The sequence below is a fragment of the Microbacterium immunditiarum genome, assembly GCF_013409785.1.
Classification (GTDB): domain Bacteria; phylum Actinomycetota; class Actinomycetes; order Actinomycetales; family Microbacteriaceae; genus Microbacterium; species Microbacterium immunditiarum.
Genome location: NZ_JACCBV010000001.1, coordinates 2,604,678 through 2,627,490, shown reverse-complemented (window position 1 = coordinate 2,627,490; position 22,813 = coordinate 2,604,678). Strand labels below are relative to the sequence as shown.

24 protein-coding genes are annotated in these 22,813 nt (G+C 70.1%); 19 read left to right on the top strand and 5 right to left on the bottom strand.

The window, feature by feature from the left end:
• Positions 1-23: 23 nt before the first annotated feature.
• Positions 24-587, top strand: coding sequence for an HIT family protein (locus tag BJ991_RS12240; RefSeq protein ID WP_218853257.1), 564 nt, complete (start codon positions 24-26; stop codon positions 585-587).
• Positions 588-616: 29 nt separating this feature from the next.
• Here the strand turns inward: BJ991_RS12240 and pdxY are convergent, their stop codons facing one another.
• Positions 617-1,468, bottom strand: coding sequence for a pyridoxal kinase PdxY (gene pdxY / locus BJ991_RS12235; RefSeq protein WP_179490379.1), 852 nt, complete (start codon positions 1,466-1,468; stop codon positions 617-619).
• Positions 1,469-1,572: 104 nt separating this feature from the next.
• Between pdxY and pdxS the strand changes: the two genes are divergently transcribed.
• The 12 genes from pdxS (at position 1,573) to BJ991_RS12175 (ending at position 12,673) form a co-directional block, all read left to right on the top strand.
• Complete coding sequence (gene pdxS, locus BJ991_RS12230; protein ID WP_179490377.1) at positions 1,573-2,469, top strand: pyridoxal 5'-phosphate synthase lyase subunit PdxS; 897 nt, start codon at positions 1,573-1,575, stop codon at positions 2,467-2,469.
• Complete coding sequence (gene pdxT, locus BJ991_RS12225) at positions 2,459-3,085, top strand: pyridoxal 5'-phosphate synthase glutaminase subunit PdxT (protein WP_179490376.1); 627 nt, start codon at positions 2,459-2,461, stop codon at positions 3,083-3,085. Before pdxS ends, pdxT begins: the two co-directional genes overlap by 11 nt.
• A gap of 30 nt (positions 3,086-3,115) precedes the next feature.
• Positions 3,116-3,349 (top strand): hypothetical protein, encoded by a 234-nt coding sequence (locus BJ991_RS12220; RefSeq protein WP_179490374.1) that lies wholly within the window; start codon positions 3,116-3,118, stop codon positions 3,347-3,349.
• A 9-nt stretch (positions 3,350-3,358) separates the two neighbouring features.
• Complete coding sequence (locus BJ991_RS12215; protein ID WP_179490372.1) at positions 3,359-3,910, top strand: DUF1697 domain-containing protein; 552 nt, start codon at positions 3,359-3,361, stop codon at positions 3,908-3,910.
• 46 nt (positions 3,911-3,956) lie between these two features.
• Positions 3,957-4,715 carry a YebC/PmpR family DNA-binding transcriptional regulator gene (locus BJ991_RS12210; protein ID WP_179490370.1) on the top strand — a complete coding sequence of 253 codons (759 nt, stop codon included), beginning with the start codon at positions 3,957-3,959 and terminating at the stop codon, positions 4,713-4,715.
• Positions 4,716-4,771: 56 nt separating this feature from the next.
• On the top strand, positions 4,772-5,335 hold the full coding sequence (ruvC, locus tag BJ991_RS12205) for a crossover junction endodeoxyribonuclease RuvC (protein WP_179490368.1): 564 nt from the start codon (positions 4,772-4,774) through the stop codon (positions 5,333-5,335).
• A 56-nt stretch (positions 5,336-5,391) separates the two neighbouring features.
• Positions 5,392-6,015 carry a Holliday junction branch migration protein RuvA gene (ruvA, locus tag BJ991_RS12200; protein WP_179490366.1) on the top strand — a complete coding sequence of 208 codons (624 nt, stop codon included), beginning with the start codon at positions 5,392-5,394 and terminating at the stop codon, positions 6,013-6,015.
• Positions 6,008-7,042 carry a Holliday junction branch migration DNA helicase RuvB gene (gene ruvB, locus BJ991_RS12195; RefSeq protein ID WP_179490364.1) on the top strand — a complete coding sequence of 345 codons (1,035 nt, stop codon included), beginning with the start codon at positions 6,008-6,010 and terminating at the stop codon, positions 7,040-7,042. Before ruvA ends, ruvB begins: the two co-directional genes overlap by 8 nt.
• A gap of 82 nt (positions 7,043-7,124) precedes the next feature.
• Positions 7,125-7,589, top strand: coding sequence for a preprotein translocase subunit YajC (locus tag BJ991_RS12190; protein WP_179490362.1), 465 nt, complete (start codon positions 7,125-7,127; stop codon positions 7,587-7,589).
• A 39-nt stretch (positions 7,590-7,628) separates the two neighbouring features.
• Positions 7,629-9,365: a protein translocase subunit SecD gene (gene secD / locus BJ991_RS12185; protein WP_179490360.1), complete on the top strand. Its 1,737-nt coding sequence runs from the start codon at positions 7,629-7,631 to the stop codon at positions 9,363-9,365.
• Positions 9,365-10,354, top strand: a complete 990-nt coding sequence (secF, locus tag BJ991_RS12180; RefSeq protein ID WP_179490358.1) for a protein translocase subunit SecF — start codon at positions 9,365-9,367, stop codon at positions 10,352-10,354. Before secD ends, secF begins: the two co-directional genes overlap by 1 nt.
• A 66-nt stretch (positions 10,355-10,420) precedes the next feature.
• Positions 10,421-12,673: a RelA/SpoT family protein gene (locus BJ991_RS12175; protein ID WP_179490356.1), complete on the top strand. Its 2,253-nt coding sequence runs from the start codon at positions 10,421-10,423 to the stop codon at positions 12,671-12,673.
• Here BJ991_RS12175 and BJ991_RS12170 read toward each other — a convergent pair.
• The 3 genes from BJ991_RS12170 to BJ991_RS12160 form a co-directional block, all read right to left on the bottom strand.
• The gene (locus BJ991_RS12170; protein ID WP_179490354.1) at positions 12,660-13,223 is read right to left on the bottom strand and encodes a type IV toxin-antitoxin system AbiEi family antitoxin; all 564 of its coding nucleotides are present in this window, start codon (positions 13,221-13,223) and stop codon (positions 12,660-12,662) included. The two genes, BJ991_RS12175 and BJ991_RS12170, sit on opposite strands and share 14 nt — an antisense overlap.
• A 93-nt stretch (positions 13,224-13,316) precedes the next feature.
• Positions 13,317-14,891 (bottom strand): DUF349 domain-containing protein, encoded by a 1,575-nt coding sequence (locus BJ991_RS18845; RefSeq protein ID WP_179490352.1) that lies wholly within the window; start codon positions 14,889-14,891, stop codon positions 13,317-13,319.
• Between the two features lie 76 nt (positions 14,892-14,967).
• Positions 14,968-15,279 (bottom strand): dioxygenase, encoded by a 312-nt coding sequence (locus tag BJ991_RS12160; protein WP_179490350.1) that lies wholly within the window; start codon positions 15,277-15,279, stop codon positions 14,968-14,970.
• 132 nt (positions 15,280-15,411) lie between these two features.
• On the opposite strand from BJ991_RS12160, the gene BJ991_RS12155 reads away from it, so the two are divergent.
• Complete coding sequence (locus tag BJ991_RS12155) at positions 15,412-16,791, top strand: replication-associated recombination protein A (RefSeq protein ID WP_343048744.1); 1,380 nt, start codon at positions 15,412-15,414, stop codon at positions 16,789-16,791.
• 3 nt (positions 16,792-16,794) lie between these two features.
• Here BJ991_RS12155 and BJ991_RS12150 read toward each other — a convergent pair whose 3' ends face one another.
• On the bottom strand, positions 16,795-17,301 hold the full coding sequence (locus BJ991_RS12150; RefSeq protein ID WP_179490348.1) for a hypothetical protein: 507 nt from the start codon (positions 17,299-17,301) through the stop codon (positions 16,795-16,797).
• Positions 17,302-17,438: 137 nt separating this feature from the next.
• Here BJ991_RS12150 and BJ991_RS12145 point away from each other — a divergent pair, with 137 nt between their 5' ends.
• From BJ991_RS12145 to ruvX, 5 genes are all read left to right on the top strand, one after another.
• On the top strand, positions 17,439-18,338 hold the full coding sequence (locus BJ991_RS12145) for a hypothetical protein (protein WP_179490346.1): 900 nt from the start codon (positions 17,439-17,441) through the stop codon (positions 18,336-18,338).
• A gap of 210 nt (positions 18,339-18,548) precedes the next feature.
• Entirely contained in the window at positions 18,549-19,178 is a 630-nt protein-coding gene (gene rpsD, locus BJ991_RS12140; protein WP_179490344.1) for a 30S ribosomal protein S4, read from the top strand.
• Between the two features lie 135 nt (positions 19,179-19,313).
• Positions 19,314-19,589: an ATPase gene (locus tag BJ991_RS12135; RefSeq protein WP_179490342.1), complete on the top strand. Its 276-nt coding sequence runs from the start codon at positions 19,314-19,316 to the stop codon at positions 19,587-19,589.
• A gap of 78 nt (positions 19,590-19,667) precedes the next feature.
• A complete protein-coding gene (alaS, locus tag BJ991_RS12130; protein ID WP_179490340.1) occupies positions 19,668-22,328 on the top strand; it encodes an alanine--tRNA ligase in 2,661 nt (886 codons plus the stop codon).
• A 10-nt stretch (positions 22,329-22,338) separates the two neighbouring features.
• Entirely contained in the window at positions 22,339-22,812 is a 474-nt protein-coding gene (gene ruvX, locus BJ991_RS12125; RefSeq protein WP_179490338.1) for a Holliday junction resolvase RuvX, read from the top strand.
• The last annotated feature ends 1 nt before the right edge of the window (position 22,813 follow it).

The window sequence follows — 22,813 nt, the reverse complement described above, 5'->3', positions numbered from 1 at the left end:
ATGCCGCGACCCCCGCGGCCGAGCTGATCGACGGGCCCGACTCGAAGCTCATCGACGCCGCGCACCTGCCGGGCGTGCCGGACGAGTTCCAGAGGCTGTGGACGCCGCACCGCATGGCGTACATCACGGCCGGCCCGGAGCCGCTCCGGCACACGTGCCCTTTCTGCGCCGCGCCCACGATGACCGACGAGGAGGGGCTCATCGTCGTGCGCGGGCGCACCGCCTACGCGCTGCTGAACCTCTTCCCGTACAACTCGGGCCACCTGCTCGTGTGCCCGTACCGCCACATCGCGACGTACGACGAGGCCACGGCCGAAGAGGTCGCCGAGATCGGTCTGCTGACCCAGCAGGGCATGCGCGTGCTGCGGAAGGTCTCCAACTGCGACGGCTTCAACCTCGGCATGAACCAGGGGCGCGTGGCCGGCGCGGGCGTCGACGAGCACCTGCACCAGCACATCGTGCCGCGGTGGGCGACCGACGCGAACTTCTTCCCGATCATCGCGAAGACGAAGGCGCTGCCGCAGCTGCTGGGCGAGGTGCGCACTGCCGTCGCGGGCGCGTGGCCGGAGCATCCGGTCGCCGACTGAGCGATCGCGACCCGGCGGTGCAGCGCCGCTCAGCGCACCTGCCGGACGTCGAACTGCAGGCGCGGATGCGCGTAGAACTCCTGCGCCTCGACGAGCTGGAGCTCGCGGTGGCCGGACTCGTGCGTGAGCGAGAGCAGGTCGAACACGCTCGACGTCGTGCGCGCGAGAGCCGTCGCAGCCTCGCCGGTCGCGCGATAGTGCGCCGTGAAGAGCGCGGCGGTGACGTCGCCCGATCCGTTCGCCTTCATCGGCAGGAGCGGCGTCTGCACGATCCACGCGCCGGCGTCATCGACCGCGAGCATCTCGATCGTGCCCTCCTCGCGGTCGGGTCGCTCGACGCTCGTGACGAGCACCGTGCGCGGCCCCGTCTCGCGCACGAGGTCGACCGATTCGAGCGTCGACTCGAGCGTGTCGGGCTCGGTGCGCGTGAGGTAGCCGAGCTCGAACTGGTTCGGCGTGACGATGTCGGCCGCCGGCACCACGCGGTCGCGCAGCAGATCGGGGATCGCCGGCGCGACGAAGCATCCGGACTTCGCGTTCCCCATCACCGGGTCGCACGCGTACACCGCGTCGGGGTTCGCGGCCTTCACGCGCGCGACGGCGTCGAGGATCACGTCCGCGATGCCCTCACCGCCCTGGTAGCCCGACAGGACGACGTCGATCTCGGGGAACACGCCGCGGTCCTCGACCCCCGCGAGCACCTCGCGCACGTCGGCGGGGTCGATGAGCGGACCGCGCCACGCGCCGTAGCCGGTGTGGTTCGAGAAGTTCACGGTGTACACCGGAAGCACCTCGACGCCGATGCGCTGCAGCGGGAACACCGCCGCGGAGTTGCCCACGTGCCCGTAGGCGACGGCGGACTGGATCGAGAGGATCTTCACCGGTCGATCTTCGCATCTCACGGCGGTGGGACGGCGGACGGGCGGTCCACAGGCCTGGGTGCGGTGCGGTTCGGGGCATCCGCGGCGAACTAGAATCGGTCCTTATGACTGAGAGCACCAACCAGGTCGGCACGGGGCGCGTCAAGCGCGGCCTCGCAGAGATGCTGAAGGGCGGCGTCATCATGGACGTCGTCACCGCCGACCAGGCGAAGATCGCCGAAGACGCAGGCGCCGTCGCCGTCATGGCGCTGGAGCGCGTTCCCGCCGACATCCGCGCGCAAGGCGGCGTCGCGCGCATGAGCGACCCCGACCTCATCGACGACATCATCGCGTCGGTGTCGATCCCCGTCATGGCGAAGGCGCGCATCGGCCACTTCGTCGAGGCGCAGGTGCTGCAGGAGCTCGGCGTCGACTACATCGACGAGTCCGAGGTGCTCTCGCCGGCCGACTACGTCAACCACATCGACAAGTGGGGCTTCACGGTGCCGTTCGTGTGCGGCGCCACCAACCTCGGCGAGGCGCTGCGCCGCATCAACGAGGGCGCCGCGATGATCCGCTCGAAGGGCGAGGCCGGCACCGGCGACGTGTCCGAGGCGACCAAGCACATCCGCAAGATCACAAGCGAGATCAACGTCCTGCGCTCGATGACGAAGGACGAGCTGTACGTCGCCGCCAAGGAACTCCAGGCCCCCTACGAGCTCGTCGCCGAGGTGGCCGAGACGGGCAAGCTGCCGGTCGTCCTGTTCGTCGCCGGCGGTGTCGCGACTCCCGCGGATGCCGCGATGATGATGCAGCTCGGCGCCGATGGCGTCTTCGTCGGCTCGGGCATCTTCAAGTCCGGCAACCCCGCCGAGCGCGCGGCCGCGATCGTCAAGGCGACGACGTTCTACGACGACCCGAAGGTCATCGCCGACGTGTCGCGCGGCCTCGGCGAGGCGATGGTGGGCATCAACGTCGCCGACCTTGCCGCGCCGCACCGGCTCGCCGAGCGTGGCTGGTAGTCACGCGGACGCGACCCCGCGCCTGCGTGTCGGAGTCCTCGCGCTGCAGGGCGACGTACGCGAGCACGTGCGCGTGCTCACGTCGCTTGGCGCCGACGTCGACCTCGTGCGTCGGCCCGAGGAACTGAGCCGTGTCGAGGGGCTCGTGATCCCCGGAGGCGAGTCCAGCGTGATCGACAAGCTCTCGCGCGCGTTCGGCATGCAGCATCCGATCCGCGAAGCGATCCGCTCGGGCCTGCCGGTCTACGGCACGTGCGCCGGACTCATCCTGCTCGCCGACCGCATCACCGACGGGATCGAGGGACAGGAGACGTTCGGCGGCCTCGACGTGACGGTCAGGCGGAACGCGTTCGGCAGCCAGGTCGAGTCGTTCGAGACCGATCTCGACGTGCCCGCACTGGGCGAGCCGCCTGTGCACGCGGTGTTCATCCGCGCGCCGCTCGTCGAAGAAGTGGGCCAGGGGGTCGAGCCGCTCGCGACGCTCGACGACGGCCGTGTCGTGGCTGTGCGATCGGGCAGCCTGCTCGGCACGTCCTTCCACCCCGAGGTCACGGGAGAGCTGCGCTTCCACGAGCTGTTCCTCGACACGGTGCGCGCCGCTGCCGGGCGTAACTGACGGGCTCGGAGCGCGGGTTAGATTTCTGCCATGACGATCAACGCCTGGTGGCGCGACAGACCCGAGGAGCGCTACTGGATGATCGCGCCCTCGGGCGGGGTCGTCGGCGACGCGCTGATCGCACCGAAGGCCGACGACGACCGCCGGTTCGAGTTCATCGGAGCACCCGACACGCTCGCTCCGGCCCCCGCCTACATCGCCAAGATGCCCCGCGACCTCGTCGCTCTGCTGTCGTCGCGCTTCGGGTTCGAGTTCGCGCTGTAGCCTCTCCGCGTGACGGTATGGATCGCGCTCCTGCGCGGGGTCAACGTCGGCGGCATCACGATCCGAAGCGCCGACCTCGCCGATCTGTTCCGCTCCCTCGGGTTCGAGGGCGTGCGGACGGTGCTCGCGAGCGGCAACGTGCGCTTCGAGACCGCCGACCGAGACTCCGCCCGTGCGGCGGTCAAGGGCCGCATCGAGCGGGCGCTTCGCGAGCGCTTCGGCTACGACGCGTGGATCGTGCTCATCACGGCGGACGAGCTCGCGAAGGCGGTCGACCGCTTCCCGTTCGATGCGAACGACGCGTCACGGCAGCCGTGGGTCGTGTTCTGCTCCGACCGCGACGCCGCGAGCGAGCTCGCGGATGCCGCGGCATCCGTCGACGATCCCGAGGCCGACCCGATCGCCCTGGTGAAGGTCTCGCCGCAGCTCTCGGTCGTGTACTGGAACCCCGTGAAGGGCACCACGACCGACACCGCCTTCGCGAAGGTGCTCGCCAGGGCGCGGTACAAGGCGACCACGACCAATCGCAATCTGCGCACGCTCGCCAAGCTCGTCGACTGAGGGCGCGCGCGGAGGCGCGGCATCCTGGTCAACTAGAATCGATCGCATGTCCGGCCACTCCAAGTGGGCGACGACGAAGCACAAAAAGGCCGTCATCGACGCGCGTCGTGCCAAGTCGTTCGCCAAGCTCATCAAGAACATCGAGGTCGCCGCGAAGCTCGGCGGTCCCGATCTCACAGGCAACCCGACGCTGTACGACGCCGTGCAGAAGGCGAAGAAGACGTCGGTCCCGAACGACAACATCGACCGGGCGATCAAGCGCGGCGCGGGCATCTCGGGCGACGCCGTCGAGTACCAGAACATCATGTACGAGGGCTACGGTCCCAACGGCGTCGCGCTCATGATCGAGTGCCTCACCGACAACAAGAACCGTGCGGCGGCCGAGGTCCGCACGGCCCTCACGCGCAACGGCGGCTCGCTGGCCGATCCCGGCAGCGTCGCGTACAACTTCTCGCGCAAGGGCGTCATCGTCGTGTCGGGCGAGGGCACGACCGAAGACGACGTCATGGAGGCCGTCCTCGAGGCGGGCGCCGAAGAGGTCGAGCCGCACGCGCAGGGCTTCGAGGTGATCACCGAGGCATCCGACCTCGTGACCGTCCGCACGGCGCTGCAGGACGCTGGCGTCGACTACGAGTCCGCCGACGTCGAGTTCGTGCCGAACCTCAAGGTCGAGATCGACGCCGACACGGCCCGCAAGGTCTTCCGCCTCATCGACGCGCTCGAAGACAGCGATGACGTGCAGAACGTCTACAGCAACTTCGACCTGACGCCCGAGGTCCAGGCGGAGCTCGAAGAGGACGACTGAGCCGGCGCCGGGCGCGCCTGGCGGATGCCGTCGACCGACGCACATAGCGTGGGGGAGTGGCATCCCTTCGCGTCCTCGGGGTCGACCCCGGCCTGACCCGGTGCGGGCTGGGCGTCGTGGACGTCCTGCCCGACAGGTCGGCGACGCTCGTGCACGTCGGCGTCGTGAGATCCGATGCGGGTGCCCCGATCGAGGCGCGCCTCGCGATCATCGCCGCCGGCATCCGCGCGGTCATCCGCGACCACTCGCCGCACGTCGTGGCCGTCGAGCGCGTGTTCGCGCAGAGCAACCGGCACTCGGTCATGGGCACCGCGCAGGCGAGCGGCGTCGCGCTGCTCGCGGCGGCCGAGGCGGGCCTCGCGGCGGCGACCCACACACCGAGCGAGGTGAAGGCCGCGATCACCGGCTACGGCTCGGCCGACAAGCGTCAGGTGCAGACGATGGTGGCGCGAGTGCTGCGCCTCGACGAGCTGCCGAAGCCGGCGGATGCGGCGGACGCCCTCGCCCTCGCGCTGTGCCACGCGTGGCGGGGTTCGGCGCCCACGGCCGGCGCCGCGTCGCACCGCACGCTGACCCCGGCGCAGCGCGCGTGGCGGCAGGCCGAGCGCGTGCGTCGATGACGCGCCGCTCGCGTGTCGCTCGAACATACGTCCGAACCGCTCCGTAGGGTGAAGTCATGATCTCATCGCTGCACGGTCGCGTCGCCTACGCCGACGCCGACCACGTCGTCGTCGAAGTCGGCGGTGTCGGCTACGCGGTCGCCGTGCCGCCGCAGGTCTCGCGCGCCGCGCGCATCGGGGAGGAGCTGCGGCTGCACACGAACCTCGTCGTGCGCGAGGACGCACTGTCGCTGTTCGGGTTCGAGACGCGCGAGGAGCTGGTGGTCTTCACACAGCTCCTCGGGGTGACCGGCGTCGGGCCGAAGTCCGCCCTCGGCGTGCTGTCGGCTCTGTCGGTCGAGCAGATCGCCGAAGCGGTCGCGGCGGACGACGAGGGCCCGTTCCGACGCGTCTCGGGCATCGGCCCGAAGACGGCGAAGCTCATCGTCGTGCAGCTCGCCGGCAAGATCACCCCCTCCCGACCCGTCGGCACGCCCACGCAGGCGGCGCCCGCCGATGCCGTGTTCGCCCAGGTCGCCCAGGCGCTCGTGGGGCTCGGCTGGTCCGAGCGCGTCGCGGCCGAGGCCGTGGCATCCGTCGCCTCCGAGGCACCGGACGCCGATCGCGCCTCCGTGCAGGCCCTCCTGCGCATGACCCTGTCCGTGTTGGGCCCGGCACGGAAGGAGCCCGCCGGTGGATGACCTCCGCGACGCGACCGAGCCCGTCGACGAGACCGAGCTCGCGATCGAGGGCGCGCTTCGCCCGACGTCGCTCGCCGAGTTCGTGGGGCAGCCGAAGGTGCGCGGCCAGCTGCAGCTGCTGCTCGACGCGGCGCGCATCCAGCAGCGGCCGCCCGACCACATCCTGCTCGCCGGCCCTCCTGGCCTCGGCAAGACGACCCTCGCCATGATCGTCGCGCACGAGAGCGGGCGGCCGCTGCGGCTCTCGAGCGGGCCCGCGATCCAGCACGCGGGCGACCTCGCCGCGCTTCTGTCGAGCTTGACGCCGGGCGAGGTCCTCTTCATCGACGAGGTGCACCGCATGGCGCGCACCGCCGAAGAGATGCTGTACCTCGCGATGGAGGACTTCCGCATCGACATCATGGTCGGAAAGGGCGCCGGCGCCACGAGCATCCCGCTCGATCTCGCCCCATTCACGCTCGTCGGGGCGACGACGCGGTCGGGATTGCTGCCCAATCCTCTGCGCGACCGGTTCGGCTTCACCGCCCACCTCGAGTACTACGACCCCGAAGACCTCGAGCGCGTCATCTCGCGCTCCGCCGGCATGCTCGGCGTCGACCTGCCCCCCGAGTCGTTCGCCGAGATCGCACGCCGTTCGCGGGGCACGCCGCGCATCGCCAACCGGCTGCTGCGTCGTGTGCGCGACTACCTGATCGTGCACGGTGGCGAGAAGGGTGCGGCGGATGCGGCGGTGGGCGCAGCCCTCGAGCTGTACGACGTCGACGCGATCGGTCTCGACCGTCTCGACCGGGCCGTGCTCGACGCGATCGTCCACCGATTCCGCGGCGGTCCGGTCGGCCTGTCCACTCTCGCGGTCACGGTGGGGGAGGAGGCCGAGACGATCGAATCGGTCGTCGAGCCTTACCTCGTCCGCATCGGATTCATGGGGCGCACTCCGCGCGGGCGCATCGCGACGCCCGCCGCGTACGAGCACCTGGGCATGCGGCATCCGGATCACGCACAGGCGCTGAGACTCGATGACCTATAATCGCTGAAGGCTTTCGCCCGAACCCCCTTGCATGGCACCGCCGCCCTGATGTGTGCCTGATTCGAAAGGTGCCCACACCTCCATGGACTTCGCGAGATTCTTCGCCGACTACGGCCTGATCATCCTCCTGGTCGCACTCCTGATCTTCATGTTCTGGAGCTCCCGCCGCCGGATGCAGAAGCAGAAGGCCGAGCAGGCGGCGAAGGCGCGCCAGACCGTTCCGGGCGCCGAGGTGCTCCTGCAGGGCGGTCTCTACGGAACGATCGTCTCGTACGACCCCGACAACCTCGACCAGCCTGCCATCGTCGAGCTCGCGCCGGGCGTGCAAATCAAGGTGCACAGCCAGGCCATCCTGCGCGTGGTGAGCCCGACCGAGGGCGTCGTCTCCGAAGACGAGTACCTCGCGGCCGAAGAGAGCCACGCCGAGTACGCCGAGGGTGTCGCCGACGGCGAGATCACCTCGATCAGCGACGACCAGAAGCGCGCCGCCGCGGAGGGCTCGGCCGACGAGCCCGACAACGACGCCGGCACGAAGCCGCAGGCCTGATCCGCAGCCCCTCGCGGGCACCCGAGAAAGCTCACCCCTGTGGCCACACCGACCCCCGTCCGGCACGCCTGGCGCGCACTGACCGGTCTGCTCATCGTCATCGCCGTCCTGTTCGGCATCAACGCGCTCGGCGTGTACGTCTTCAAAGCCAGCTCGTGGACGCCCGAGCTCGCGCTCGACCTCCAGGGCGGTACGCAGATCGTCCTGCAGGCGCAGTCGGTCGACGGTTCCGAGCCGACCACCGAGCAGATGAACCAGGCGGCCACGATCATCCGCCAGCGCGTCGACGCCTCGGGCGTCGGCGAGGCCGACATCGCGACGCAGGCCGGCAACCAGATCGTGGTCCAGATCCCGGGTCAGGCCGACGAAGAGACGCGCAATCGCATCGAGGCGTCCGCCCAGCTCCAGCTCCGCGCCGTGCTGCAGGCCTCCGCGCCGACCAACGACTTCGTGGGCGCCGACGGTGAGCGCACGCCGTTCCCGACCCCCGACCCGACTCTGCCGAACACTCCGTCGCCCGAGCCGACCAACGGCAGCGACCCGGCGTGGGTCACTCCGTACCTCCAGGCGGAGTTCGCGGCGTACGACTGCGCGAACCCGACGAACGATCCCGCGAACGCGCCGGCCGACCAGCCCCTCATCACGTGTGAGGCCGATGGATCGGTGAAGTACATCCTCGGGCCCGTCGAGCTCGACGGGTCTTCGATCGACGACGCGACCTTCGGCATGCAGCAGAACGACGGCCGCTGGGCGGTCAGCCTGCGGTTCGACGGCGAGGGCACGCGCATCTTCGGCGAGATCAGCCAGCGTCTGTACGGCGCCACCCCGCCGCTGAACCAGTTCGCGTTCGTGCTGGACGGTCTCGTGCTCACCGCGCCCCAGATGAACCAGGTGATTCTGGGCGGCGACCCGAGCATCACGGGCAACTTCACGCAGGAGTCCGCCAAGACGCTCGCCGACCAGCTTCGCTACGGCGCTCTGCCGCTCAGCTTCGAGGTGGTCAGCTCCGACACGATCTCCGCCACACTGGGCTCGCAGCAGCTGCAGATCGGCCTCATCGCGGGCCTCATCGGCCTTGCGCTCGTCGCGGTCTACTCGCTCATCGTCTACCGCGCGCTCGGGTTCGTCATCATCGCGTCGCTCGCGGTCATGGGTGTCATCACGTACCTCGCCATCTGCATCCTCGCGTGGCGCATGGGCTTCCGCCTGTCGCTCGCGGGCGTCGCGGGTCTGATCGTGTCGATCGGCTTCACCGCCGACTCGTTCATCGTGTACTTCGAGCGCATACGCGACGAGCTGCGCGACGGAAAGTCGATCACGGGCGCCGTCGAGGACGGCTGGAGCCGCGCGAAGCGGACGATCTACATCTCGAAGTCGATCAACGTGCTCGCCGCCGTCGTGCTGTACGTCCTGGCGGACGCCACGGTGAAGGGCTTCGCGTTCACGCTCGGGCTCACGACCGTGATCGACGTGCTGATCTTCATCCTCTTCACGCACCCGGTCATGCAGCTGCTGGCCCGCACGCGGTTCTTCGGCGAGGGGCATCCGCTCTCGGGCATGGATCCCGAGGCGCTCGGCGCGGTGTACCGCGGCCGCGCCCAATTCCGCTCGCCCGTCATCGCGCCCAAGTCGAGCGCCGACAGGCGTGCCGCGCGGTCGCGCGGTGAAGCCGCTCGGCGTCAGACGATCGCCGAGCGCAAGCAGGCCGAGCTCGCGGCAGCAGCCGCGCAGGACGCGAAGCGAACTCCCGGCAGCACGAAGGGAGGAGACGACTGATGCGCTCCATGAGCCAGTTCGGCAACGATCTCTACACCGGCAAGACCTCATTCCCGTTCGTCGGCCGCCGGCGCCTGTGGTTCATCATCGCGGCGATCCTCGTCATCGGTTCGGCGCTCGTTCCCCTCGTGCGGCCGATCCAGTTCTCGATCGAGTTCACGGGCGGCTCGCAGTTCACCGTCTCGGGGCTGACGAGTCCCGACCAGCTGATCGCGACCGAGGCCGTCCAGTCCGTCGTCCCGGATGCCACCACCAAGGTCACGACGGTGGGCGACACCGCCGTCCGGGTGCAGACCGACCAGATGACCAGCGACGAGACGCGCGACGTCACGGCTGCACTCGGCGAGGCCTACGGCGTACCCGAGAGCGAGGTCACCTCGTCGTTCATCGGGCCGACGTGGGGTGCTGACGTCACTCGTCAGTCGCTGTGGGGCCTCGCGATCTTCCTCGCGCTGACCTTCCTGATCCTCGCGCTGTACTTCCGCACCTGGAAGATGTCGGTCGCCGCGATCATCGGCCTCGTGGACGTGCTCATCATCACGATCGGCGTCTACGCACTGTTCGGCTTCGAGATCTCGCCCGCGGCGGTCATCGGCTTCCTCACGATCCTGTCGTACGCCCTGTACGACACGACGGTGGTCTTCGACAAGATACGTGAGAATACGAGCGAAGACGGCGAAGTGTCCGGCCGCACGTTCGGCGAGTCGGTAAACCTCGCGGTCAACCAGACCCTGGTGCGCTCGATCAACACGACCGTCGTGGCGATCCTGCCGACGGGTGCGATCCTGTTCATCGGCGCACTGTGGCTCGGTGCGCAGACGCTGACCGACATCTCGCTGTCGATCTTCGTGGGCACGATCGTGGCGGCCTACTCGACGATCTTCGTCGCTGCGCCGCTGTACTCGCTGTTCCGCGAGAACGAGCCGGCGATCAAGGCCCGCGACGAGCGCACGCTCGCGTCCCGCGCACAGGCCCGAGTGACGGCCTGACCGCTCCCGCGAGAGTGGTCCCTTACAGCGGCGTAGGATTGTGAGGTCCGGCGGAGGGGAGGAATCGTGACCGAAACCGTCCCCTCCGCCGCCCAGACGTCATCGCTGCGGCGCCTCGTGCCCCGCATCTTCTCGCGTTCCGCGCGCCGCGACGATGTCGAGCAGCTCCTGCGCACGGTGCGCACGCACCACCCCAAGGGCGACCTCTCGATCATCGAACGGGCCTACACGGTCGCCGCAAAGGCTCACGAGGGGCAGACCCGACGCAGCGGCGAGCCATATATCACGCATCCGCTCGCGGTCGGCCAGATCCTCGCCGACCTCGGCCTCGGGCCGAAGGCGATCGCCGCCGCGCTGCTGCACGACACCGTCGAAGACACGGGCTACCCGCTCGAGGCGATCGCCTCCGAGTTCGGCGACGAGGTCGCGATGCTCGTCGACGGCGTGACGAAACTCGACAAGGTCAAGTACGGCGAGAGCGCGCAGGCCGAGACCGTCCGCAAGATGATCGTCGCGATGTCGAAAGACATCCGCGTGCTCGTGATCAAGCTAGCCGACCGCCTGCACAACGCCCGCACGTGGGGGTTCGTGCCGCCCGAGAAAGCGCAGAAGAAGGCGACCGAGACACTCGAGATCTACGCGCCGCTCGCGCATCGCCTCGGCATCCAGGCAATCAAGTCAGAGCTCGAGGACCTGTCCTTCGCGGTGCTGCATCCGAAGCTCTACGCCGAGATCGACAGCCTCGTGAAGCAGCGCACGCCGCAGCGCGAGCAGTACGTGCAGAGCGTGATCGAGGCCGTCGACGCCGACCTTCGCGAGCTCCGCATCCGCGGGCGCGTCATGGGCCGGCCGAAGCAGCTGTACTCGGTGTACCAGAAGATGGTCGTGCGCGGACGTGAGTTCGACGATATCTACGACCTCATCGGCATCCGCGTGCTCGTGGGCAGCGTGCGCGACTGCTACGCGGTGCTCGGTGCGATCCACGCGCGGTGGACGCCGCTTCCCGGCCGGTTCAAGGACTACATCGCCACGCCGAAGTTCAACCTGTACCAGTCGCTGCACACGACGGTGATCGGGCCCGGTGGCCGCACGGTCGAGATCCAGATCCGCACCAACGAGATGCACCAGCAGGCCGAGTACGGCGTCGCCGCGCACTGGAAGTACAAGGAGCGCATGAACGGCGGCAAGGCCGACCCGAAGGCGCTCGACACCGACATGGCGTGGCTCGCGCACATCTCGGACTGGCAGGCCGAGACGGCCGACCCCGGCGAGTTCCTCGACTCGCTGCGCTTCGAGATCGGCGCGAAAGAGGTCTACGTCTTCACGCCGAAGGGGCGGGTGATCGGCCTGCCCGCGGGTGCGACTCCGGTCGACTTCGCGTACGCGGTGCACACCGAGATCGGCCACCGCACGATGGGCGCGAAGGTGAACGGCCGCCTTGTGCCGCTCGAGTCCGAGCTCAAGAGCGGTGACGTCGTCGAGGTGTTCACGTCGAAGAACCCGGATGCCGGGCCGAGCCAGGACTGGCTCGGATTCGTCAAGAGCACGCGTGCACGCAACAAGATCCGCGGCTGGTTCACGAAGGAGCGCCGCGAAGAGGCGATCGAGCAGGGCAAGGAGGCGATCGCGCGCGCGATGCGCCGGCAGAACCTCCCGTTGCAGCGCCTCATGAGCCAGGACTCGTTCGCCGAGGTCGCGCAGCAGCTTCGCTACGATGACGTCTCGGCGCTGTACGCCGCCGTGGGTGAGGGCCACGTGTCCACGCAGTCGGTGATCGAGAAGGTCACGGCTCTCGTGAGCTCGAACGACACGACGACGGGGCCGATCGACCTGCCGCCGATCGGGCGCACGCGGGCTCCGCGCGGCGGCGACTCCGGTGTGCTCGTGCGCGGCGCACCCGACATCCTCGTGAAGCTCGCGAAGTGCTGCACGCCCGTGCCGGGCGATGAGATCGTGGGCTTCGTCACGCGCGGCAGCGGCGTGTCGGTGCACCGTTCGGACTGCACGAACGTGCAGTCGCTCAAGTCCGATCCCGACCGGCTCATCGACGTGAGCTGGGCGCCCACGACCAAGAGCGTGTTCCTCGTGCAGATCCAGGTCGAGGCGCTCGACCGCTCCGGCCTCCTGAGCGACGTCACCCGCGTGCTGAGCGAGCACCACGTCAACATCCTGTCGGCCACCGTCTCGACGACGAACGACCGCCTCGCGCTCAGCCGCTTCGTGTTCGAGATGGGCGACATCGTGCACCTCGACCGCGTGCTCAACGCCGTCCGCCGCATCGACGCGGTGTACGACGTCTATCGCGTCACGTCGTCCTGACGGCGGGGCGCCGATCCCGCGCGAGTGCGTGCAGGAGCGGGAGCGCGCTGCGCTTGTTCGGCAGGCGTCCGTGCGCCTCGAGCCAGCAGATCGCGTCGTCCGCGAGACCCGGATGACCCGCCGCCAGGCCACGGGCGGCGTCGAGGTGATCGGAGTCGTCGACGCGCGCGACGTCGGCGAGCGTGCGGACCGGCGTCGTCACGAGGACGCCGCCGATCACGAGCAGGTCGGCGGGGTCGACGGCGAGGTCTCGATACACGAGACGGAGTCCGTGGACGTGGTGCAGTCGCCGCGGCACCGCCCGCTGCACTGTGTGGCGAACAGGCGGATCGTGACGCGCGCCGTGGATCCACGCGGCGCTCACGTGCGTCGCGGCGAGTGTGTCGCGCAGGATCTCACGCAGGGAGCCGGCCCGCAGCGCAGCCGTTTCGACGGCGTCAGCCGGGATGTACGCCTCGCCGAGGCCCACGAGGTGGCCGTCCAGGCACGCCGCCGACAGCTCCGCGGTGGACAGGCGGTCGTCGGCGAAGTACAGGAACGGCGATGGCACGTCGAGAGTCTGCCGGAACGGCGGATGCCGCATCCGTCGGCCCGGTGGGACTGTGGACAACCACTGCCAACCGCGCACCTGGGGGAGAGGTGATCAGCCCCCGAGCGCCTTGAGCCACGTGCGCCGCGCCTCGAGAGCCTCTTTCGCCCTCTCGACCGCAGCGTTGTCGCCGGACTTCTCGGCCGCCGCGAGCTCCTGCTCGAGCTTCTCGATCGCCTCCGTGAGCTGGCGCGTCATGTCGTTCGCGCGCGCCTTCGTCTCGGGGTTGTTGCTCTTCCAATCGGCGTCCTCACGTGCGCGAAGCGCCTGCTCGATCTTGCGCAGGTCGTCGTCGAGGGAGCGCTCGACATCGCGCGGGAAGATGCGACCGAGGTCGTCCCAGCGGCGCTGGATGCCGGTGAGCATGGAGCGAGCCTTGGTGAGGTCGCGCTCGTCCTGGATCGCCTTCGCCTCGACGAGCAGCTCGCGCTTGGCCTCGATCTTCTCGCGTGAGGCCTCGGCCTCGGCCGCCTCGCGCTCACCGCGCGCCCCGTAGAGCACGTCGCCGGCCGCCTTGAACCGCGCCCACAGGGCGTCGTCGGCCTTCTTGCCGGCGCGGCCCGCGGACTTCCACTGCTCGAGAAGCTCGCGGTAGGCGGCGATGCCGTCCTCACCCTTGGGCGCGAGAGCCTCCGCCTTCTCGACGAGCTTGGACTTGCGCTCCCGCACGGCCTTGTGGGCCTCGTCGAGCTGCGCGTAGAACTCGCGGCGCGCCTTGTCGAGGGTCGCACGAGCGTCGCGGAATCGCTTCCAGAGCTGCTGGCTCGTCGACTTGGGAAGGCGCGGCCCGTGCTGCTGCTGGGACTGCCACTGCTCGAAGAGGTCGGCGATCTCGGCCGACGTCTGCTTCCACTGGATCGTCTTCGGGTCACGCGCGGCGAGCGCCTCGGCGCGCTCGACGAGCTCGGCGCGGGCCGTGACGGCCTCTTCGACGGCCTGACGGGCGGCCGCGGCCTCGGATGCCGATGCCGCCGAGAGCTCCTCGATCAGGGCGTCGAGCCGCGCGCGAAGCGACGCGAGGTCGCCCACGGCGGCCGCGTCGGCGATCTTGTCGTGGAGCGTCCGGGCCGTCGCGCGCAGATCGGAGGCGGAGGCGCCGCCGCGGCGGTGGCGCACCTCGAGGAGCGTCACTTCGCTCGCGAGGTCGGTGAACTTGCGCTCGAAGTACGCGAGAGCCTCTTCGCGCGTGCCGTCGGGGAACTGCCCGACCACGCGCCACTCGGTGCCCTCGCGGACCGACACGGTGCCGTCGTCGTCGACGCGGCCCCACGGCTCGTCGCTGCCCGCGGATTCGGCGGCGGGGGCGTCGGAGGCGGGGGAGTCGGCGGGGACGGCCTCGTCCGTGGTCTCGGCGGCGGGCGTGGCATCCGCCTCTTCGGCCGCCTGCGCGGCATCTGCGGTCGCGTCCGCGTCAGCCGTGGCATCCGTCTCTTCGCCACCAGCCGTAGCCGCCTCAGCGGCCTCTTCCGGCTCGGTCGCGGCCTCTTCCGGCTCGGCGGCCTCCGCGGACGCGGCCGCGGAGTCGGGCGCCTCGACGGACTGCTCGTCGGGGGCGGCGGGCTGCTCGGAGACGGCCTCGGCGTCGAGGTTGTCGGGCGTTTCGGGAGTGGACTCGGCTGCGGAAGTCACGGGATGCACCTCATCGCGGCAGTGCGCCGCCTGCGGGAAATGGACGGCCCAAGCCTAGTACGGCGGGGTGAGCCGCTCAGGACGTCGCGGTCGGTTCCGGGGTCGGCTCGACGGAGTCGGTGGGAGTCGGCGTCGGCGTCGGCGGAGCCTCGGTCGGCGTCTGCGTCGGCGTCAGGCTGGGAGCGGGCTCGGGCGCGCCGGGACCGAGCGTGAAGTACGCGATCTGGCCGCCGACCACCGCGAGGATGAGGATGCCGCCCACGATGCCCGCGATGAGGTTGTCGCGCGTGCGGCGGCGAGTGCGTCCTTCGTGGAACTTCTGCCGAGCCTGATACAGCCGTGCACGTTCGCGCGCAGCGCGCGCTTCGCGTTCCTTGCCCGTTGCCACAGGACCTCCCTCACCCCGGTGCTCCGGGCCGGGTCGATCCTACAAACACGCAGGGGCCGGGCCAAACCGCCCGTCGGAGCGTCGGGCAGGTGGTGCGGAGCCCGCGTCGGCGGCCGCGGCTAGCCTGGTCGAGTGACTTCGCCCGCCGCTCTCTTCCAGGGGCAGACCCCGCTCGCCGTGCGCATGCGGCCGGTCTCGCTCGACGAGGTGGCCGGTCAGTCGCACCTGCTGCGGCCCGGGTCGCCGCTGGTCACCCTGGCGAATCCGGATGCCACGGCCAAGCCGGGCACGTCGGTGATCCTCTGGGGGCCGCCGGGCACCGGAAAGACGACGCTCGCGCAGGCGATCGCGCGGTCGTCCGGCCGCCGCTTCGTCGAGCTGTCGGCGATCACGGCGGGCGTGAAGGACGTGCGCGAGGTCATGCAGGACGCGCTGAACCAGCGCGACCTGTACGGGCAGTCGACGATCCTCTTCCTCGACGAGATCCACCGGTTCACGAAGGCGCAGCAGGACGCGCTGCTTCCCGGGGTCGAGAACGGCTGGGTGGTGCTCATCGCGGCGACCACCGAGAACCCGTCGTTCTCGGTGATCTCGCCGCTGCTGTCGCGGTCGCTGCTGCTCACGCTCCAGCCGCTCACCGACGACGACCTCGGGATGCTCATCGACCGGGCGGTCGACGATCCGCGGGGACTCGCCGGCGCCGTCGAACTCGGCCCGAGCGCACGAGAAGCCCTCATCCGCCTCGCATCCGGCGATGCGCGCCGCGCACTCACCGCGCTCGAGGCGGCGGCGTCGATAGCGGCCCCCGAGGAGGAAGCCGACGACGACATCGCGGACGATCGGGGCTCCGAAGACGGCGCCGAGGCCCCGACCCCTGTCGAGATCTCGGCCGAGCACATCGCGCAGGCGGTAGACCGCGCCCTGCTGCGGTACGACCGGCAGGGCGACGAGCACTACGACGTCATCAGCGCCTTCATCAAGTCGATCCGCGGCTCCGACGTCGACGCGGCGCTGCACTACCTCGCCCGCATGATCGAGGCCGGGGAAGACCCGCGGTTCATCGCGCGCAGGCTGATCATCTCGGCATCCGAAGACATCGGCCTCGCCGACCCGCAGGCGCTGCCGCTCGCCGTCGCCGCAGCCGACGCCGTGCAGTTCATCGGCATGCCGGAGGGGCGGATTCCGCTCGCCGAGGCGACGGTGTACCTCGCGACGACGGCGAAGTCGAATGCGGCGTACGTCGCGCTCGACAAGGCCATCGCCGACGTGCGGGCCGGCGGATTCGGCCGCGTGCCGGCCCACCTGCGCGACGCGCACTACCCGGGCGCCCAGCGCCTCGGGCACGGGAAGGGCTACAAGTACCCGCATGACTCCGACGTCGGGGTCGTCGCGCAGCAGTACCTTCCCGACGAGCTGCGCGACAAGCGCTACTACGAGCCGACGAACCACGGGCAGGAGCGCGACGTGCAGGCGCGGCTCGAGAAGATCCGTCGCATTCTCGGCGGCGGCTGAGGATCAGGCGGTGGCGGGCGCGCGTTTCGTGGGGTCCGAGCGCGCGCTCCCGATCGCGATGGCTCCGAGCAGTGCGAGCAGCGCGATCCCGCTCGTGGCGTAGTGGGCGAACGCCCAGGAGACATAGTCGGCGCCGCTGATCAGGAATGTGTCGGCGAGCGCCATGCCCGGCCCGAATGAGGCGACGAAGTACGCCGGAGCGCCGAGGACGAGCATGAGGAGGTGCGCCGTCGCCGCGGCGAAAGGCGTGGCATCCGCTCTTCCCGCGAAGAGAGCGAGCAGCCCTCCGGCCAGGAGCACGCCGAGGCCGAGGATGCCGATCGTGACGGGGATGCCGGGCGACTCGCCCATCCGCGCCATCTCGGCGTGGATCTCGCGCAGCGTCGCGCTTGGCACGGCCGCGAGCGGGTTCAGCACGATGATCTGGAGCGCCGCCAGCACGGCGTAGGCGGTGACGAGGAGGGTTCCCGAGATCGCGATCCCGATGGTGAGGCGACGGCGAGGGGGCATGCGTCGAGCATGCCGCACGTTCGCCCGCGCATCCAGGTGAGACGATCCGCGTCGTCGAGACACTCCGTGAGTGAGGCGGGCAGGTCCCGCCGCGTCGGCGTGCGACCGAGTGGGGAGCGATGATGCGGGAGAACCGGATGCCACGACCGGCCGTGCTTGGAGCGGTGGCGGTCGTCGCCGCCCTCGCGCTGGCCGGGTGCGCGACCCCTCGAGCGGGTTCCGTTCCGCCGGGAGGATCCGGACCCGACTCCGCGGCGCTGGTCACGACGAAGCATCCGGTCACCGTGCTCGACGACGGCGACGGCGCCGAGCTGTGCCTCGGGGCGATGGCCGCCTCGTATCCGCCGCAGTGCGGCGGGCCCTCCCTCGTCGGCTGGGACTGGAGCCGGTACGTCGGCGAGTTCGAGGACGCCGCCGGGGTTCGGTGGGGCTCGTTCATCCTCACGGGCACTTACGACGCGGACGCCGACGCGTTCACGCCGATCGAGGTCGCATCCGGGGCGGACTACGAGTGGCCGCAGGTCGACATGACCGACTTCGCGAGCCCGTGCCCTGACCCGGACGGCGGTTGGCGCGTCCTGGACGAGGCGAAGGCGACGTTCGAGGCGATGAACGCCACGTTCGAGCTCGCGGCGCGCCTCGACGGCTACGCGACAGCATGGATGGATCAGTCGCCGAATCCCGCCGCGCGTTCGGGCGACTCCGCTGGATCCGAGACGGGCATGAACGACCCGCTGCTCACGATCGTCAATGTGCGGGTGACCGGCGATCCGGCCGTCGCCGAGGCCGAGCTGCGCGAAGTGTGGGGCGGGATGCTGTGCGTCACCCAGGCTACGCGCACGGCCGCGGAGCTTCAGGCGATCCGGACCGAGATGATGGCGTCGACGCCCGGCGTGCTGTCGGCCGGCGAGAACGGACTCGCGGGCACGGTCGACGTCACCGTGGTCTACGACGACGGACGACTGCAGGCTCGCTGCGACGCCGAGTACGGGCCGGGCGTGGTGCGTATCACGTCGGCGCTCGTGCCGGTCGGCTGAGGCCGGCTGAGGTCACGCGGCTTCGACGTCACCGGGAGCCGAGCGCCCCTCTGTTAGACTTGATCGGCTCGAAACCGGGTTTTCGGGCATCTCCCTCCTCTGACGAAGACCTTCCGGCGTGCCCCGGCGTGCAGTCCGGACAGGGCGAGGAGTGGGGGATACGTCCGCGAGCCGTGAAAGACACGGCCGCGTCAACGGAAGGAACACTTCGTGGCAACGAAGTCCCAGGACCGCCGCAAGGTCCGCCTGTCGCGCGCGCTCGGCGTCGCGCTGACCCCGAAGGCCGCCCGCTACCTCGAGAAGCGTCCGTACGCTCCGGGTGAGCACGGCCGCACCAAGCGCAAGGCCGACAGCGACTACGCCGTCCGTCTGCGCGAGAAGCAGCGTCTTCGCGAGCAGTACAACATCCGCGAGAAGCAGCTGCGCATCCAGTTCGAAGAGGCCCGCCGCAAGGACGGCCTGACCGGTGAGAACCTCGTCGAGCAGCTCGAGATGCGTCTCGACGCGCTCGTGCTCCGCTCGGGCTTCGCCCGCACCATGGCGCAGGCCCGCCAGCTCGTCGTGCACCGTCACATCCTCATCGACGGTCAGCTCGTCGACCGCCCGTCGTTCCGCGTGAAGCCGGGCCAGCTCATCCACGTCAAGGCCAAGAGCGAGGGCCTCGAGCCGTTCCAGGTCGCGGCTGCCGGCGGTCACGCCGATGTCCTGCCCCCGGTTCCGGCCTACCTCGAGGTCGAGCTCGACAAGCTGCAGGCGCGTCTCGTGCGTCGTCCCAAGCGCGCCGAGGTTCCGGTCGTCTGTGACGTCCAGCTCGTCGTCGAGTACTACGCCGCCCGATAGGGCCGCGTACGACAAGGACGCGATAACGCCGCCCTGCCTGAGACCGCGCGAGGGGCGCCGGGTTCCAGCCCGGCGCCCCTCGCCGTTCTCGCTTAAGATGTACCCATGCCGCGCCCGCGGCGAAGGAGTGGTGACATGAAGAACCTGGTGTGGTTCGTGCTCGGCCTGGCCGGCGGCTTCGTCCTCGCGCACTTCGTCAACAAGGACCCCCGCGGCCGCGAGGTGCTCGCCGACATCGACGCGCGCATCGCCGAGTTCACCGACCGCATCAGCGCGGCGTACCACGAGCAGGAGGCGCGCTTCACGGAGGGTGCCGAGACGGCGACGGATGCGGCGGCCGAGGCGGTCGCCGCGGCATCCGGCTCTACGGCCTCCGGCGACACGGATGCCGCACCCAAGCCCGCCGCCTGACTCATCGGCTCACCCGAACCGCTCGCATCCTCCCGCCGTGCCGGGGCAGGATCCGCTCGTCCCGAGGAATCCCCACGAATGAAGACCGCCGAGATCGCCCGTCGCTTCCTGGCTTATTTCGAGAAGAACGACCACACGATCGTGCCGTCGGCGTCGCTCGTCACCGACGACCCGGCGCTGCTGTTCACGGTTGCGGGCATGGTGCCGTTCATCCCGTACCTGAGCGGTGACGTGCCGCCGCCGTACCCGCGTGCGGCCGACAACCAGAAGTGCATCCGGACGAACGACATCGAAGAGGTCGGCAAGACGCCGCGTCACGGCACGTTCTTCCAGATGCTCGGGAACTGGTCGTTCGGCGACTACTTCAAGCGCGACGCGATCGGCTACGCGTGGGAGCTGCTCACGATGCCGGAGGACGAGGGCGGCCTCGGCTTCGACCCGGCCGACCTGTGGGTGACCGTCTACGAAGAGGACGACGAGGCCTACGACCTGTGGCGCGAGGTCGCGCGGCTGCCCGAAGACCGCATCCAGCGGCTCGGCAAGGACACGAACTACTGGAGCACGGGCCTTCCGGGGCCGGCGGGGCCCTGCTCGGAGATCTTCTTCGACCTCGGCCCGGAGTACGGCATCGACGGCGGGCCGGCGACCGACGACGATCGCTACGTCGAGATCTGGAACCTCGTGTTCATGCAGTACGAGATCACGAACGTGCGGTCGAAGTACGACTTCGACGTTGTGGGCGAGCTGCCCGCGAAGAACATCGACACCGGCATGGGCCTCGAGCGCATCGCGTTCATCAAGCAGGGCGTCGACAACATGTACGAGACCGACCAGGTGCGGCCGGTGCTCGACAAGGCGGTCGAGCTGTCGGGCCGCACCTATGGAGCCGATCACGAAGACGATGTGCGGTTCCGCGTCGTCGCCGATCACGTGCGCTCGTCGCTCATGCTGCTCGCCGATGGCGTGACGCCGTCGAACGACGGCCGGGGCTACATCCTGCGCCGTCTCATGCGCCGCGTGATCCGCTCGATGCGGCTGCTCGGAGTCGAGCGGCCGACGTTCGCCGAGCTGTTCGCCGTGTCGCGCGACGCGATGGCCGAGGCCTACCCGGTCGTCGCGGAGGACTGGGCCCGCATCTCGCAGTACGCCATCGCCGAGGAGGAGACCTTCCTCCGCACGCTCGCGGCGGGCTCGGCGCTCCTGGACGACTCGCTCGCTCAGACGAAGGCGTCCGGCGGAACGACGATCCCCGGCTCCGAGGCGTTCCTGCTGCACGACACGTACGGGTTCCCGATCGACTTGACGCTCGAGATCGCGCAGGAGGCGGGGCTCACCGTCGACCGCGCCGCCTTCGACACGCTCATGCAGGAGCAGCGTCAGCGTGCGAAGGCCGACGCGCGTGCGCGCAAGCGCCAGCTCGCCGACACGAGCGTCTACCGCGACCTGCGGGCGCGCGGAGAGACGGTCTTCACGGGCTACACCGATCTGCAGACCGAATCCACGGTGCTCGGCATCCTCGTCGACGGGATGTCGGTCGATCGCGCGGCCACCGGCCAGATCGCCGAGATCATCCTCGCCGAGACGGCGCTGTACGCGGAGTCGGGCGGGCAGGTCGCCGACAAGGGCATCATCGTGGGCCCGGGCTATGAGCTCGATGTGCTCGACGTGCAGAAGCCGGTCGCGGGTCTGATCAGCCACACCGTCGAGGTCACGTCGGGCGAGGTGGGCGTCGGACAGCCCGCGACCTCGGTCGTCGACGCCGAGAACCGCCGTGGCGCGCGCCAGGCGCACTCGGCGACGCACCTCGTGCACGCGGCCCTGCGCGACACGCTCGGCCGCTCGGCGACGCAGGCGGGCTCGCTCAACCGCGCGGGCTACCTCCGGTTCGACTTCAGCTGGGGGCAGGCGCTGTCCGACGACACGAAGACCGAGATCGAAGAGATCGCGAACAACGCCGTCCGAGAGAGCCTCGAGGTCACCACGCGCGTGCTGCCGCTCGACGAGGCCCGCTCGCTCGGTGCGATCGCGCTGTTCGGAGAGAAGTACGGCGACAAGGTGCGCATGGTCGACATCGGCGGCCCGTGGTCGCGCGAGCTGTGCGCGGGCACGCACGTGTCGACGAGCGCGGAGGTCGGGCTCATCAGCCTCGTCGGCGAGTCGTCGGTCGGCGCGTCCAACCGCCGCGTCGAGGCTCTCGTCGGCCTCGACGCGTTCCGGCAGCTCGCGGCCGAGCGCGCGCTCGTGTCGCAGCTCACCTCAACCCTCAAGACGCCGCGCGAGCAGCTTCCGGCGCGCATCGCCGAGCTCACGGCGAGCCTCAAGGCCGCCGAGAAGAAGATCGCGGCGTACGAGGCGAAGGCCCTCGCCGATCGGCTGCCCGCGCTCGTCGAGAAGGCGACCGCGGTCGGCCCGCATCGCGTGGTCGCCGAATCGCTCGGCACCGCGTCGTCGGCCGACGACGTGCGCTCGCTCGCCCTGCAGGTGCGCGATCGCCTGGGTGCGGATGCCACGGTCGTCGCCCTTGGAGCGGAGCTCAACGGACGCCCGGTCGTCGTCGTCGCGACGAACGAAGCCGCGCGCTCGGCGGGCGCCAAGGCCGGCGTGCTCGCGAAGGCCGCCGCGACCGCGCTCGGTGGCGGCGGTGGCGGGCGCGACGACGTCGCGCAAGGCGGTGGGACGGATGCCTCGGCCCTGCCGTCGGCGCTCGCGGCGGTGAAGGGCGCGCTGAACGCAGCGTGATCCGGACGGTATGAGCGATTTCCGCAGGGGGGTCCGGCTCGGGGTCGATGTGGGCCGGGCGCGGATCGGCGTGGCCCGGTGCGATCCCGACGGGCTGCTCGCGACGCCCGTCGAGACCATCCCGCGCTCGGACGCGTCGATTTCGCGGCTGCGCGAGCTCATCGCGGAGGACGAGCCCCTCGAAGTGCTCGTCGGCCTGCCGTTGAGCCTGAGCGGCGGCGACACGCCGTCGACCACCGACGCGCGCGACTTCGCGGCGGCGCTGGCCGCGGCATCCGGCGTGCCTGTGCGCCTTGTGGACGAGCGTCTCAGCACCGTCTCGGCACACGCGGCCCTGCGCGATTCGGGCAGAACCCAGCGTTCGTCTCGTAGCATTGTTGACCAAGTCGCCGCGGTGGTCCTGCTCCAGCAGGCTCTTGATGTCGAGAAGAGCACCGGACGACCACCCGGCCTACCCGTACCCGCCGCCGAGGAGCCCGCCTGAA